Below are 13,063 nucleotides of genomic sequence, written 5' to 3'. Positions count from 1 at the left end.
CGCGGGCGCCGCGGGGACCGCGACCGGCTACGAGATCCACATGGGCCGGTCGACGCCGACCGCGTCGGTCGCCGCGCTCTCCGGGCCCAGCGGGGAGGCGACCGACGCGGTCGGCGTCGACCGGCCCATGTGGATCTCGTAGCCGGTCGCGGTCCCCGCGGCGCCCGCGAGCGGACCGACCCCCTCGACCGACCGCGTCACGCGCTCCACGCGCTTCTCCGTCTCGAAGCGCGTCTCGACCGGGAGGACGCCGGCCCCCTCGACCTCGGTCCGCTCCCCGGTCCCCTCGACCCCGGCGTTCGTCAGCCGCTCGCCGAGAACCTGGTAGCCGCCGCAGAGGCCGACGATCGGGCCCGCGAACCCGCGGAGCGCGTCGTCGAAGCCGGCGTCGCGGAGCACGAGCAGGTCGTCGACGGTGTTCTTCGAGCCGGGGAGGACGACCGCGTCGGCGCCGTCGAGGGGGGAGCCGGTCCCGCCGCGGGAGGCGTCGAGCGGGACGTACGCCACCCGAACCCCCGGCTCGCGCGCCAGCGGCTCCAGGTCGGTGAAGTTCGAGATCCGCGGGAGCCGCGGGACGGCGATCCGGACCGCGTCGCCGTCGGCGACCCCGTCGTCGGCCCCGAGGACGCCGGGCTCACCGCCGTCTCGACCCTCGGTCCGATCGGGGAGGGAGAGACTGTCCTCCGCGGGGAGGCCGGGGTCGTCGTGCGGGACCACGCCGACGATCGGGACGCCCGTCCGGTCCTCGATCTCGGCGATGCCGGGCTCTAAGAGGGCGGGGTCGCCGCGGAACTTCGTGATGACCGCGCCGACGACGCGCTCGCGGACGTCGTCCGGCAGGAGTTCGAGGGTGCCGTAGAGGCTCGCGAAGGCGCCGCCGCGCTCGATGTCGACCGCGATCACGATTCTGGCGTCGGCGAAGCGGGCGCACTCGACGTTCGCGAGGTCCCGGTCGTGGAGGTTGATCTCGGCGATGCTGCCCGCCCCCTCCGCGACGACCACGTCGTGGTCGGCCGCCAGTCGGCGGTGCGCCGCGACCGCCGCCTCGCGGGCGGCCTCCCAGTGCGACTCGTAGTACTCGCCGGCCGCGTAGTGGCCGACCGCCTCGCCGTCGACGATCAGCTGGCTCTCGCCGTCGCCGCGCGGCTTGAGCAGCACGGGGTTCATGTCGGTCGTCGCCGGGACCCGGGCGGCCCGGGCCTGCACGTGCTGGGAGACGCCGATCTCGCCCCACTCGCCGTCCGGCGCCAAGGCGACCCGGGCGTTGTTGCTCATGTTCTGCGCCTTGTACGGCGCCACCGAGACCCCGTTCCGCGCGAGGTGCCGGCAGAGCCCGGCCGCCAGCGTGCTCTTGCCGGCGTGGCTCGCCGTGCCGGCGATCAGGACCGTCTCGGCGTCGGGGTCGGTCATCCGGGTCGGAAGTCGGCGGTCACGTCAGTACTCCGTCCCCCGCCGCGCCCGGTGTCCCGCGTCGAAGGGGTGCGCCACTTTCCGGACGTTCGTGATCAGGTCGGCGACGCCGTCCAGGTACGCCGGCTCCGCGTGGCTCCCGGTGAGGACGAGCTCGAGCCCGTCCGGCTTCGACTCCGCGAGCGCGACCACGTCCCCAGGGTCGACGAGGCCGCGGTCGGCCGCGTACAGCAGCTCGTCGACGATCAGCATGTGGACCCCGTCGTCGGGGTCGCCGTCGAGCGGGAGCGGCGCCGTCAGGTCCGCGTCGGCGGCGCCGGCGACGAGCGCCTCGGCGCGCTCGAAGGCGGCAGCGGCCTTCGCCTCGTGCTCGCCGTCCGCGGAGCCGTCGAGCAGTCCGTGCCAGCCGTAGTGGCCGGCGTTCTCGTATGTGAACCCCGGCATCGCGGCGATCGCGTTGTACTCGCCCCTGACGCCCTCGACGCTGTCCGCGCCCCCCTTCATGAGCTGGAGCATGTGGACGCGGTAGCCGTGCCCCGCGGCCCGGAACCCCATCCCCATCGCCGCCGTCGTCTTCCCCTTCCCGTCGCCCCACCAGGCCTGCACGAGCCCGAACTCCTCGGGCGCGGCCGGCTCGATCGGCTCCGGTTCGGGGGCCGTGCCGCCGCCGGGAGTCCGGGACGCCGGGTGCTCGGCCGCCGATTCGTCGCCGTCGGTCGGTTCCTCGTCGGTCGATACGTCCGCGTCGCCGTCGGTGTCTGTGTCGTCGTGTGTCATGGGTCGAAGACCTCCGCCCGCTCGTCGGCGACGACGCCGTGTTCGGCGTCGCCGGCCGGACCGGGCAGGTCGCCGTCCGGGTACCGCGACCGCAGGCTCGCGCGCACCGCGTCCCGGACGCAGGCGCGGGCCGCCGCGCCGACCGGCGTGGCGCTGCCCGAGAACGCCGCCGGCTCCCCGTTCGGGTCGTCGGCGACCGCGACCGCGTCGCTCGTCGTGCCCGGCACGCCCGCGGTCGCGAGCAGGGTCGCCGCCTTCGCCTCGGCCGCGACGGAGACGAGGTTCGCGGCGGCGCCGGGCGCGAGCCGCCGGGTGGTCCCGACGATCAGGTTGACCGTGCCGGGTCGCGGGCGGTCCTCGGTCGCCGCCTCGGGCTCGCGCTCCCGAGCGCCGTCCCCGGGCTCTCCCTCCGGGTCCATCGGGAGCATCGCCGGGTTCGAGAGCCCGACGGTCGCGTACGCGACGACCGGCCCGCGGCGCGCGGCGCGGGCGTGCTCCATCGCGACGCCGGTGAACAGGGTCGGCGGGTCGCCGTCGCGCCCCGCGTCGCTCTCGCCGTCCCGTCTCGCGTCGTCCTCGGTTTCGAACCCCGCCCGCGCCAGCCGCTCGTCGCGGTACGCGCCGAGGTCGGTGCGCTCGAACCCCTCGGGAACGGTGACGTTGTACGCGGCGTCCGTCCGCGACCGCCCGCCGTTCCACCCGGTCGAGAGCCAGCGCGTCCCCGGGCGTCGGAGGCGGAGGACGCCGTCGCGCACGGTCGCCTCAAACATCGTCGCCCTCCGGATCGGTCGTCGTGTCGTCGGTCGCCGCCGCGTCGGCCGTGTCGTCGGTCGCCGCCGCGTCGGCCGTGTCGTCGGTCGCCGCCGCGTCGGCCGTCTCCGCGTCGCCGACGCCCAGCGCCGCCAGCAGCCGGTCGTTCTCGGCCGGCCGGCGCACCGCGACCCTGACGTGCGAGTCGAGGCCGCGGAAGGTGGTCGCGTCCCGGACCGCCACCCCACGCTCGCGGGCCGTCGCGACGACCGCCTCGGCCGACCGACCGGTCGCCCCCACATCGACCAGCAGGAACGGCGCGTCCGAGGGGGAGACGTCGTAGCGCTCGGCGAGCGCCTCGCGCAGCCGGGCCCGCTCGGTGCGGACGCGCTCGCGGGTCTCGATTATAAACTCCTCCCGCCGCATGCAGTACGCGCCGGTCGCGAGCGCCGAGGCGCTCAGGTTCCACGGGCGGCGGGCGTTCGACAGCGCCGCGCCGACCTCGCCGGTCGCGACCGCGAACCCGGTCCGGATCCCGGGGAGGCCGAACAGCTTCGTCAGCGACCGGGCGACGACGACCCCCTCCGTCCCCGCGAGCGACGGGAGGTCCGTGAACCCGAGGAACGCCTCGTCGACGAGCAGGAGCGTGTCGGCCTCGCGGCACCGCGCCGCGAACCGCTCCAGCGCCGCGCGGTCGTACGCGTCCCCGGTCGGGTTGTTCGGGGTACAGACGACGGCGAGCGCGTGGTCGCTCGGGTCGGCGTCGAGGACCTCGGCCGCCGAGACGAACGCGGGTTCGCCGCCCTCCAGCCGGACTTCGCGGGCGTACTCGCCGAAGCTCGGCGCCGGGACGAGGGCGGTGTCGCCCGGGTCGACCGCGAGCGCGACCGCCGCGCGGATCGCGGCGAGCCCGCCGGGCGCCGGGATCACGGCCTCGGGGTCGCAGCCGACGTAGCCGGCCGCGGCCTCGCGGAACGCCGCCGGCGGCTCCGCGGGGTACGACCGGGCGTCGGCGAACGCCTCGCGGTAGACCGCCTCGACGCCCTCGGGCACCTCGGGGTTGGTGTTCGCCGAGAAGTCCAGCAGGTCGGGGTCGTCGCTGCTCCCGTGGGGCGCGCGGTCGAGGTCGGCCGCGGTGTCGAGGTTCATGAGTTCGGTCTCGGTGCGTCGGTCACGTGTCGGCCTCCCCGTCAGCGAGGAGCCGCTCGGCGACCCGCACGTCCGACGGGTAGTTGACGTTGACGGCGAGCCGCGCGTCCTCGGTGACGTGGACGGCGGCGTCGGCGCTCTCGTCGTCGCTTCCGGTCCCGCCGCTCCCCCCGACGACGTTGATCCCCGCGGGGACGACCTCGCGGCCGTCGACCTCGGTCGCCGCGTCGGCGCTGACGCCGAGCTCCCGCTTCCGCGACGCCGGGACGCAGACGGTGAGCGACGCCGGCGCGTCGTCGTCGCCGGCGGCTCTGGCGGCGTCGATCGCGCCGTTCACGGCCGCGGCGTCCACGAGCGGGAGGTCGGCGGCGACGGTCAGGAGGGGCGCTCCGCCCGGCCCGACCGACTCCATCGCGTACTGCAGGTCGGCGACGTAGCCGTCGCCCGGCGCGTCGATCACGCGGAGTCCCGGGCGCTCGTCGGCGAGATGCGCGCGCGTCGCCGGCGCGTGCGGCGAGACGACCGCGTGCACCGCCTCGACGCGGCTCTCGGCGAGCGCGTCGAGCGCCCGGTCGACCATCGGCCGCCCCGCGACCGGAGTCAGGGGTTTCTCCGCCTCGCCGCCGAGGCGGGTGCCGCGGCCGCCGCACATCAGAAGCGCGTCCACGCGATCACCCCCGCGTGCAGCGCGGCGACCCGCGCGAGTTCGTTCGTCGCGCCCAGCACGTCGCCGGAGACGCCGCCGAGCCGCCGCCGGGACCACCGGCGGAGCAGCGCCGCCGTCGCCAGCGCGGCGAGGAGCGCGGCGACCCCCGGGAGGACCCGCGGCCACGCGAGGAGCGCGGCGGGCGCGGCGAGCGCGAGGACGGGGAGCGCCGCCCCGGGGCCGACCCCGTCCGCGAGCGCGGACCCGAGCCCCTCGTGGGCCGCGTCGCCGACGCAGACGAGCGCCGCGGTCGCGGCCTTCGCGCCCACCTCGGCGGCGACGACGATTCCGGCGGCGACGAGCGGTCCGCCCGCACCCGGTGCCCCGGACGCCCCGACCAGCCCGAGCGCGGCGGTCGCCAGCCCGAGGACGACGGCGACGAGCGCGACCGTCCCGCCGACGCCGAGCGCGGAGTCTTTCAGGACCTCTCGGCGCTCCGCGGGACCGCCGTGGACGACCGCCGCGTCGCCGAGGTCGGCGACCCCGTCGAGGTGGGTGATCCCGGTCACGGCGTAGACGGCGAGGGGGAACGCCAGCGCGACCGTCGGCGCGGGTGCGGGCGCGAGCAGGGGGAGCGCGACGAGCGCGCCGACGAGGTAGCCGACGACCGGGAGCGTCCACGGCGCCCCCGAGAACGCCTCCCACGCCGCCTCGCTCCGACCGACCGGCACCCGCGTGAGGAAGCCGAGCGCGCCCCGGAGCGCGGCCGCGGTCATCCGACCACCCCCGCGGAGGAGAGGAGGCCGTCGCTCGGAAGCAGCCACCCGACCGCGAGCAGCCACCCCGTCGCCCCCGCGACGGCGACGCCGCCGGCGACGCCGACGAGCCGGACCGCCCGCTCCGCGTCGGCGACGCTCGGCGACGCGGCGGCCGGATTGAGCGCGTAGTGACCCGGCTTCGCCAGCCGCACGTCGAGCGCGGCCGCGGCGGTCGCCATCGGCCACCCGGAGTTGGGCGATCCCGGCTCCCGCGCCCACGAGCGGGCCCGCGAGAGCGTCCCGACCGACCCGGCCGCGATAGCGAGACAGGCCGCGGCCGCGCGGGCCGGGAGGTACATGACGGCGTCGTCGAGCCGGGCGCTCGCCCGGCCGACCGGCTTCGACCGGTAGCCGAGCATCGAGTCGAGCGTGTTCACGGCCTTCACCCACGCCGCGCCGGCGACCCCCGCGGCGAGCGGGAGGGCCGACGCCGGGGCGACCGCCAGCCCGACCGTCGCGCCGCCCGCGAACCCCGCGAGCGGCGCGACGAACCCGTCGGCGAGGTTCTCGGCCGCGCTCTCGACCGCCGCGCTCCGGAGCGCCGCCGGCGAGAGGTCGGTCGCGTCGCGCCCCACGAGCGCCCGGATCGACTCGCGGGCCGCCTCCGGATCGCTCTCGGTCAGCGCGACCACCTCCGCGGTGACCTCGCGGAGCATCCGGAGGCTGACGAGCGGGAAGAGGAGCGCGCCGGCGACCGGGACGCCGAGAACGGGGAGGACGGCGGCGGCGGCCCACACGGCCCCGCCCCCGACGACCGCGGCGAGGAGCGGGAGGCCGACCGCGGCCGCGACGCCGACCGGCCGCGGGCGCGACCACGACCGGTCGACCGGTTCGACGACCGAGCCGAACAGCGCGACCGGGTGGACCCGGCCCGGCGGCTCCGCGACCGCGAGGTCGAGCGCGACCGCGATCGCCAGCGCGGCGAGGGCTGGGAAGACGACGGCGACGCCGAGGGGCGCGGAGAGCGACATCGCGGTCAGAGCCCGTCGAGGAACGCGTCGAACGCCCCGCTCTCCGGGTGGACGTGACAGTACGTTCCGAGCGTTCGGTGTTCGGTCAGGCCGTCGTGCTCCCCGTCGATCCCGGTCCCGCGCTCCACGTCGAAGGCGAACCTGGCGTCGCCAGCGACGTCGGCGTTGGAGTAGTGGAACTCGTGGCCCCGGAGGGCGTCGCCCGCCGATGCGGTCGGCGCGTCCCGCCGCGCCCGCAGTTCGACGTGGTCGAGCGCCTGATAGCGGTCTCGCATCGCCACGTCGGCCGGGAGGACGCCCGCCATCGCGTGCGTCTCGCCCTCGACGGTCGTTAACGACTCGGCGAGCGCCATCAGCCCGCCGCACTCGCCGAGCACGGGGACTCCCTCCGCGGCCGCGGCCGCGATATCGGCGAGCGCCGGGCCCTCCGCGAGTTCCGCGGCGTGCAGTTCCGGGTAGCCGCCGGGGAGGTAGACGCCGTCGCAGGGCGGGAGTGGGTCGCCCGCGACCGGCGCGAACGGCTCGACGGTCGCCCGCTCGCGCAGGCGCTCGACCGTCGCCGGGTACGCGAACCGGAAGGCCTCGTCGCGGGCGACCGCGACGCGGGGGCGGTCGCCGGGCGGTGCCGCCCTCTCGCTCGGTTCGACGACTCCCGCCGGCTCCCGCGCGACATCGAGCAGCCGCTCGGTCCGGAGCCCCTCCGCGGCCGCGTCGAGCGCGTCGTCGGGGACCGGCGACTCGTCGCCCATGTGGAGCCCGAGGTGTCGCTCGGGGACCTCCAGGTCGTCGTTCGGCGGGATCCGTCCGAGGTAGGTCAGCTCGTCCGGGAGCGCCTCGCTGATCCCGTCGGCGTGACGCCCGCCGTGTGCGCGCTGGGCGATCACCCCCGCGACGTCGACGTCGCGGCCGGCGCGCTCGGCGTACGCCCGGAAGCCGAGCGCGGTCGCGGCGACGCTCTCCATCCCCGCGCTCGCGTCGACGACGAGGGCGACCGGCAGGTCGAGCGCCTCGGCGACGGCGGCCGTGCTCGACCCGTCGCCGTCGTACAGTCCCATCACGCCCTCGACGACGCAGACGTCGCCCTCGCCGCGGGCGTAGTTCCGACGGAGCCCGCCTTCGCCCTGCAGCCACAGGTCGAGCGTGCGCGAGGAGCGTCCCGCGACGCGCTCGTGGTGGCTCGGGTCGATGAAGTCGGGGCCGGCCTTCGCCGGCTGGACAGCGTGCCCCGCACCGTCGAGCGCGCGGATCGCCGCGAGCGTCGCGACGGTCTTGCCGACGCCGGAGGCGACGCCGCCGAGGACGACGCCCTTCACGGCGCACCCTCCGCGGTCGATTCGCCGTCGCGCTCGGCGAGCAGTCGGTCGGTCACGGCGGCGACGCGCTCGCGCAGGGCGATATCCGAGACGCCCGCGCGGTCGGCGAGCGCCAGCGCGCCGCCCATCCCGACGCCCTCCTTCGCCTCGCCGCGGGCGTACGCCCGCATCGCCGGGCGGTCGCTCGCGTCGAAGCCGGGGTCGGTCGCGGTCAGCGCCAGGTCGAGGTCGTCGGCGAGCGCCGCGACGTCCGCCGTCGGGTCGTCGGCGACGAACGCGGTCGTCGCCAGCGGGAGCCGCCGCTCGATCCCCGCGTGCCGCGCCAGCGCGGCGACCGTCGCCAGCTGGGTGCCGCCCGCCAGCGTCACGTCGATCCCGCGTTCGGCCGCGCCGACGACGAGGCCGGCCGCCGCCGCGAGCACGGGGTCGCCCATCAGCCGGACCGCGTCGAGGGGGTCGCCCGCGGCGTCGCCCGGGTCGAGGCCGCTCGCGGCCAGTCCCTCCTCGACGACCGCGCGCTTCCGCGCCAGCGGGTTCGCCGCCAGCGACGAGGAGACGACCGGGCGCTCGCCGAGCGCGGTCAGGACGCCGAGTGCGGTCGTCGTGCCGCCGGGGACCGTCTCGGCGACGAGGAGCTCGGCGGGGTCGCCGCCGCCGTCCGCGGCGGCGCCGCCAGCTCCGTCTCCGTTTCCGTCTCCGCCCACGCCGGCGATCGTCCCCGCCAGCCCGCGCGCCCGCTCGAAGACCGCCGCCGCGTCCGGCACGGGCTCGGCGGTCCGGACGTCGCCGCCGGGCGTCGCGTCGGCGTCGCGGACGGCCGCCCCCGCCGGCGCGGTCGGCACGGCGAGGCCGGCGTCGACGCCGACGAAGTCGACGCCGACCAGCTCCCGGACCGCCCGGGTGACGACCGCGGGCGTCGGGCAGCCGGACGGGCTGACCGGCACCGGCGAGTCGGGCCCGGGTCGACCGTCGGCGACGATCTCCAGGTCGGCGCTGGGCGTGTGCCGCCGGAGCGTCGGGTCGGCGCCCGCGGCGCTGATACCGTCGATCGCGGCCGTCTCGGTCGCGCCCGCGACGACGACGAGGGTCGGGTCGCTCACGCGGCGCACCCCGCGGCTCCCGCCGGTCGAACCCCTGTGCCGGTCGCGGTGTCGATGATGACCACTAGCGGTTGGTTAGCACAAGTCGACTTTAATCGATCGGCTACCGACGGGGGCGTCGACCGAGCGCCCGTCGCTCAGGACGGGGTCCCGCCGGCGGCCGGGGCGCTCGACGCTCGGTCCGACCGGGCCGCCCGCGGCCGCTCGAACCGCAGGCGGATCACGCTCCCCTCCGGCTCGTTCTCCTCGAACCGGATCCGACCGCCGGACTCGCTGACGATCCAGTTGACGAGCCACAGTCCGAGACCGCTCGCGTGTTCGAGCGGCGTCTCGTACCCTCGCTCGAAGACCTCGCGCTCGCCGGCGGGGATACCCGGGCCGTTGTCGGCGATTCGAACGCCGACGAGATCGGTTCCCGGTCGATCGCCGTCGAGCGACTCGATCGCGACCCGCGGCGTCTCCTTGTCGTTGTGTTCGACGGCGTTCTCGATCACGTTCCGCAGCGCTGACTCCACCAGCGGGTGCGCCCGAACGACCAGTTCGTCGGGGAGCGACACGTCGATGTCCGCCTCCGGGTGCTCCCGCGCGACCTGCTCGCAGCTCGTCTCGGCCAGCGACGCGACGTCGACGGGCTCGGTCTCCACGTCGCCCTCCTGTAACAGACGCTCGATCTCCCTCGCTTGGTCCCCCATCTTCACGAGCTCGGCCGACTGCTCTTGGACCATGCGCGCCCGTTCGGCGTCGTCGAGGTCCTCGGCGAGCAGTTCGGCGTGACCGTGGATCAGGTTCGCGTTCGTTCGAATGTCATGACGTAGCACGCGGTTGAGCACGCCGAGCTGACGGCTCAACTGAGACGACGTCTCCCGGGCGACGCGCTGCCGGCTGTCGTAGAAGCCGACGACGAACCCGACCGCGGCGCCGCCCGACGCGGCGTTCACGAAGACGTAGATCTGGTGGCTCATCTCAACGCCCTCCCCGTGCTGGTACACCGTCATCAGGGCGGTCTGGCCGGCCAGGGCGACGGCGCCGAGCGCGCACCACCCCGCCACGCGGAGCACGTGTCTCCCGTCCGTCCCCCGTCGCCGGAGCCAGAGACCGCCGACGAAGACGCCGAGGCCGAAGAGCATCGGAATGAGGATCCCGGACAGGAACGTCTGGAGGCTCTCCCGGTCGCCCGCCGCGTGCGCCACGTGGAGGGCGACCAACCCGACGCCGATTCCAAGAATGAGAAAGAGCCCGACGCGGGCCTTGGCCGACTCGGAGAGATGCATACGGTGGTAAATCGTCGAATCCTACAAGACCGTTCCCCCGAGGTTCTCACGGCTGATATCTATCTCCGACATCGGCGCCGCCGCGGTCGAACGCGGGCCCGCCGGACCGCCGGCCCGGTCACAGCTCGTCGGCCGTGCTCACGTGCATCCCGACGAAGCGCCACTCGCCGTCCCGGCGTTCGAGCGCGCCGCTCCAGCGCGTCTCGAACGCGCGTCGGTCGCCCGTCTCCGCGTCGGTCCAGGCCATCGCCACGTCGTCGCTGAACCACGCGCGGCGGTCGCGCTCGGTGACGCGGAGCGCGCGACTCGTCACCGCCCAGTCGGTCGTCGTCTCGGTCTGTCGCCGGAGCCCCGCGCGGATCTCGTCGCCGCCGACCAGGCGCTCGGAGATCCCGAACTTCACGAGCGCGTCGTCGCCGGACCCGGACTCCGCGAAGTACGGGCCGAGCGGTTCGCCCGCGCGAAGCGCGTCGTAGTAGCTCTCGATCCGTCGGCGCGCGTTCATACCGATCGGTTGGGATTCGTCGGAGAAAAACCCGTTCGGACGTCGTCGCTCTCGACCCGCGTTTCGATCGACCGAGAACCCTCGTGTGCCTTCTTATAAAAGCTCTGTGTGTCGGTAACTCATGACACAGTACGACGCGCTGCTGGGGACCGAAATGGACGACGCCGCGATCGACGATCTGCTGACAGAGGCCGGTGTCGGCGTGCTGTCGACGAGCGCCGACGGCGTGCCGTACGGCGTTCCGCTGTCGTTCGGGTACGACGGGGACGGCACCCTCTACTTCGTCTTTCTCGGCGGGACCAGCGAACTCCGAAAGGAGACCTACGCGGCGCAGTCGGACGTCGCGAGCTTCGCCGTCTTCGACGTCGCCCCCGACGGCTCGTGGCGAAGCGTGATCGCCGCCGGCCCGATCGATCGCATCGCGAGCGAGGAGTGGGACGCGGCGCGCGAGGCGATGGCGGACAACGCGTATCAGGCGACGCATCTCACCGAACACGAGTTTCGGGACGAACCCAACGTCTGGGCGCTGGAGGCCCGCGACCGTTCGGGTCGAGCCGTCGGACGGCAGTGATCGCGCCGCCTCGGACGACCGAGACGGGCGGCTCGGCCTCAGCCCCTGAGCAGTCGCACGACCTCGTCGCTGATATCGGTCTTGACGGCGACCACGTACCGGAAGCCGGGCTCCAGCACCATCTCCGGGCCCGGAAGCTGATTGCTGTCTCGCCCGGCGACGACGACGGCTCCCCGCGGGAAGGCGACGTCGCGGAGCTCTCGGCCCGCGACCGGCGCGTCGGCCGCCACGGTGAGTTCGAGCAGCGTGAGGTCCCCCGTCACCTCCTCGATCGTCCGGACGCCGCCGCCCGCGACGTGGACGATCTCGTTGGTCGCGGCGTGTGCGGCCAGCTCCTCCGGATAGACGACGCGGTCGACGAGCCCGGCGTACTCCTCTTTGTCGCCGTGGTCGATCCGCGCGACGGTCCCGATATCGGGTTCGATCTCCGTCGCCATCGCGCAGATGCCGATGTTCGTCATCGCGCCGTACCCGGTGAGCGCCGCGACGACGTCGCTCCGGTCGAGGCCGGCCTGTCGCAGGATCGACCGCCGGCCGCCGTCGCCGTGGATGACCGTCGCGTCGTACTGCTCGCTCAGGAACTCCACCCGCTCGCGGTCCTTCTCGACGACGACCACGTCGTGGCCGCGGTCGGAGAGACGCCGCGCGGCGTGATACCCGACGTGTTGACCGCCGACGATCACGACCCGTAGATCCGTGCTCATTCGCCGGGCTACCGCGCGCAGGTAATTGTAGGTTACGCCGTTTAAATAGGCGACGCGGCGAGTTCCCCCGCGAACGCCGGACCCCACGCGGGAGTCGTCCCCCGCTGCACGTATATATTATTTAATTAATATTATTGCGGGATCCACATCGTAGCCACGTTCGTCCTGTCGTTCCCGGAGAGAACGTACGGAATTTGTCGGGATTAGATTAATGTACGTGCAGTCGTGGTAATTGGTACAGCCGCGCGATGACCGGTCTCGGACGCCGAACTCGGGTGGAGACCTCGTGAGCAGTCACGACCAGCGGGAACCGGAGGCCGAACTGGGCCTGCTGGACGCGACGATGATCGGGATGGGCGCGATGATCGGCGCGGGTATCTTCGTCCTCACGGGCCTCGCGGCCGAGATATCCGGTCCGGCCGCGCTGCTCGTCTTTCTGTTGAACGGGGTCGTGACCGCCTTCACCGGCCTCTCGTACGCGGAACTGGCGTCCGCGATCCCGAAGAGCGGAGGCGGCTACGCGTTCGTGCGGGAGATATTCGACGACTTCGGCTCGTTCATCATGGGGTGGATGCTCTGGTTCGCGTACATGATCGCCGGCGCCCTGTACGCGCTGGGGTTCGCGCCGAACTTCCTCGAACTGCTCCACGTGTACGACGTGGTCGCGCCGCCGAGTGAGGTCGGTGCGGTGGTGCTCCCGCTGCTCGGAGTGGGGGTTCCGGCGAAGTTCCTCCTCGCGTTCGCGGCGGTCGCCGGACTCGTGGCGATGAACGCGGCGTCGACCGCCGCGAGTGGCAGCGCCGAGACGGTGTTCACGATCGTCAAGGTGTCCATCCTCGTCGTGTTCGTCGCGTTCGGATTCCTCTCGGCCGGCGGCGGCGGAGAGACGAGCTTCACCTTCCAGAACTTCGACCCGCTGTTCCCGGAGGGGTCCGGCGCCTTCAGCATCCTCCCCGCGATGGGCCTGACGTTCATCGCCTTCGAGGGATACGACCTCATCACCACCGTCACCGAGGAGGTCGAGAACCCCCGCGAGAACATCCCGAAGGCGATCTTCGTCAGCCTCGGCGCCACCGTC

General features: G+C 74.3%; 14 protein-coding genes. 2 read left to right on the top strand and 12 right to left on the bottom strand.

Annotated features, from left to right (window positions below):
* Nucleotides 1-27: 27 nt before the first annotated feature.
* The 11 genes from DJ81_RS10785 to DJ81_RS10735 form a co-directional block, all read right to left on the bottom strand.
* Complete coding sequence (locus tag DJ81_RS10785) at nucleotides 28-1,410, bottom strand: cobyric acid synthase (RefSeq protein ID WP_094589697.1); 1,383 nt, start codon at nucleotides 1,408-1,410, stop codon at nucleotides 28-30.
* Between the two features lie 24 nt (nucleotides 1,411-1,434).
* On the bottom strand, nucleotides 1,435-2,187 hold the full coding sequence (locus tag DJ81_RS10780) for a cob(I)yrinic acid a,c-diamide adenosyltransferase (protein WP_094523278.1): 753 nt from the start codon (nucleotides 2,185-2,187) through the stop codon (nucleotides 1,435-1,437).
* Nucleotides 2,184-2,957, bottom strand: coding sequence for an adenosylcobinamide amidohydrolase (locus DJ81_RS10775; RefSeq protein ID WP_094557865.1), 774 nt, complete (start codon nucleotides 2,955-2,957; stop codon nucleotides 2,184-2,186). Before DJ81_RS10775 ends, DJ81_RS10780 begins: the two co-directional genes overlap by 4 nt.
* Nucleotides 2,950-4,086, bottom strand: a complete 1,137-nt coding sequence (locus DJ81_RS10770; RefSeq protein ID WP_094589695.1) for an aminotransferase class I/II-fold pyridoxal phosphate-dependent enzyme — start codon at nucleotides 4,084-4,086, stop codon at nucleotides 2,950-2,952. Before DJ81_RS10770 ends, DJ81_RS10775 begins: the two co-directional genes overlap by 8 nt.
* A 22-nt stretch (nucleotides 4,087-4,108) precedes the next feature.
* Nucleotides 4,109-4,738 carry an NTP transferase domain-containing protein gene (locus tag DJ81_RS10765; protein WP_094589699.1) on the bottom strand — a complete coding sequence of 210 codons (630 nt, stop codon included), beginning with the start codon at nucleotides 4,736-4,738 and terminating at the stop codon, nucleotides 4,109-4,111.
* Nucleotides 4,738-5,508: an adenosylcobinamide-GDP ribazoletransferase gene (gene cobS / locus DJ81_RS10760; protein ID WP_094589693.1), complete on the bottom strand. Its 771-nt coding sequence runs from the start codon at nucleotides 5,506-5,508 to the stop codon at nucleotides 4,738-4,740. The genes DJ81_RS10765 and cobS overlap by 1 nt, the downstream gene beginning before the upstream one ends.
* Complete coding sequence (locus DJ81_RS10755) at nucleotides 5,505-6,521, bottom strand: CobD/CbiB family cobalamin biosynthesis protein (protein ID WP_094589691.1); 1,017 nt, start codon at nucleotides 6,519-6,521, stop codon at nucleotides 5,505-5,507. Before DJ81_RS10755 ends, cobS begins: the two co-directional genes overlap by 4 nt.
* A 5-nt stretch (nucleotides 6,522-6,526) precedes the next feature.
* Nucleotides 6,527-7,834 (bottom strand): cobyrinic acid a,c-diamide synthase, encoded by a 1,308-nt coding sequence (locus DJ81_RS10750; protein ID WP_094589689.1) that lies wholly within the window; start codon nucleotides 7,832-7,834, stop codon nucleotides 6,527-6,529.
* Complete coding sequence (locus DJ81_RS10745) at nucleotides 7,831-8,934, bottom strand: nicotinate-nucleotide--dimethylbenzimidazole phosphoribosyltransferase (RefSeq protein ID WP_094589687.1); 1,104 nt, start codon at nucleotides 8,932-8,934, stop codon at nucleotides 7,831-7,833. The genes DJ81_RS10750 and DJ81_RS10745 overlap by 4 nt, the downstream gene beginning before the upstream one ends.
* Nucleotides 8,935-9,071: 137 nt before the next feature.
* A complete protein-coding gene (locus DJ81_RS10740) occupies nucleotides 9,072-10,205 on the bottom strand; it encodes an ATP-binding protein (RefSeq protein ID WP_094581330.1) in 1,134 nt (377 codons plus the stop codon).
* A gap of 118 nt (nucleotides 10,206-10,323) precedes the next feature.
* On the bottom strand, nucleotides 10,324-10,710 hold the full coding sequence (locus tag DJ81_RS10735; RefSeq protein WP_094589685.1) for a nuclear transport factor 2 family protein: 387 nt from the start codon (nucleotides 10,708-10,710) through the stop codon (nucleotides 10,324-10,326).
* Nucleotides 10,711-10,831: 121 nt separating this feature from the next.
* On the opposite strand from DJ81_RS10735, the gene DJ81_RS10730 reads away from it, so the two are divergent.
* The gene (locus DJ81_RS10730) at nucleotides 10,832-11,281 is read left to right on the top strand and encodes a pyridoxamine 5'-phosphate oxidase family protein (RefSeq protein ID WP_094523296.1); all 450 of its coding nucleotides are present in this window, start codon (nucleotides 10,832-10,834) and stop codon (nucleotides 11,279-11,281) included.
* 38 nt (nucleotides 11,282-11,319) lie between these two features.
* Here the strand turns inward: DJ81_RS10730 and DJ81_RS10725 are convergent, their stop codons facing one another.
* A complete protein-coding gene (locus DJ81_RS10725) occupies nucleotides 11,320-11,985 on the bottom strand; it encodes a TrkA family potassium uptake protein (RefSeq protein WP_094589683.1) in 666 nt (221 codons plus the stop codon).
* 286 nt (nucleotides 11,986-12,271) lie between these two features.
* Here DJ81_RS10725 and DJ81_RS10720 point away from each other — a divergent pair.
* The coding region (locus tag DJ81_RS10720; RefSeq protein WP_141212574.1) for an APC family permease at nucleotides 12,272-13,063 on the top strand (792 nt) is incomplete at its 3' end.

Source organism: Halorubrum sp. Hd13, from assembly GCF_002252755.1.
In the GTDB taxonomy this organism is placed as follows: domain Archaea; phylum Halobacteriota; class Halobacteria; order Halobacteriales; family Haloferacaceae; genus Halorubrum.
The sequence above is the reverse complement of the archived record's forward strand: the minus strand, read 5'-3'. Positions and strand labels throughout refer to the sequence as shown.

Bases quoted from the DNA above. Each gene is read 5' to 3' on its own strand.
- DJ81_RS10725 (WP_094589683.1), bottom strand. From the start codon at position 11,985: ATGAGCACGGATCTACGGGTCGTGATCGTCGGCGGTCAACACGTCGGG.
- cobS (WP_094589693.1), bottom strand. From the start codon at position 5,508: ATGACCGCGGCCGCGCTCCGGGGCGCGCTCGGCTTCCTCACGCGGGTG.
- DJ81_RS10755 (WP_094589691.1), bottom strand. From the start codon at position 6,521: ATGTCGCTCTCCGCGCCCCTCGGCGTCGCCGTCGTCTTCCCAGCCCTC.
- DJ81_RS10770 (WP_094589695.1), bottom strand. From the start codon at position 4,086: ATGAACCTCGACACCGCGGCCGACCTCGACCGCGCGCCCCACGGGAGC.
- DJ81_RS10785 (WP_094589697.1), bottom strand. From the start codon at position 1,410: ATGACCGACCCCGACGCCGAGACGGTCCTGATCGCCGGCACGGCGAGC.
- DJ81_RS10765 (WP_094589699.1), bottom strand. From the start codon at position 4,738: ATGTGCGGCGGCCGCGGCACCCGCCTCGGCGGCGAGGCGGAGAAACCC.
- DJ81_RS10780 (WP_094523278.1), bottom strand. From the start codon at position 2,187: ATGACACACGACGACACAGACACCGACGGCGACGCGGACGTATCGACC.
- DJ81_RS10740 (WP_094581330.1), bottom strand. From the start codon at position 10,205: ATGCATCTCTCCGAGTCGGCCAAGGCCCGCGTCGGGCTCTTTCTCATT.
- DJ81_RS10775 (WP_094557865.1), bottom strand. From the start codon at position 2,957: ATGTTTGAGGCGACCGTGCGCGACGGCGTCCTCCGCCTCCGACGCCCG.
- DJ81_RS10735 (WP_094589685.1), bottom strand. From the start codon at position 10,710: ATGAACGCGCGCCGACGGATCGAGAGCTACTACGACGCGCTTCGCGCG.
- DJ81_RS10730 (WP_094523296.1), top strand. From the start codon at position 10,832: ATGACACAGTACGACGCGCTGCTGGGGACCGAAATGGACGACGCCGCG.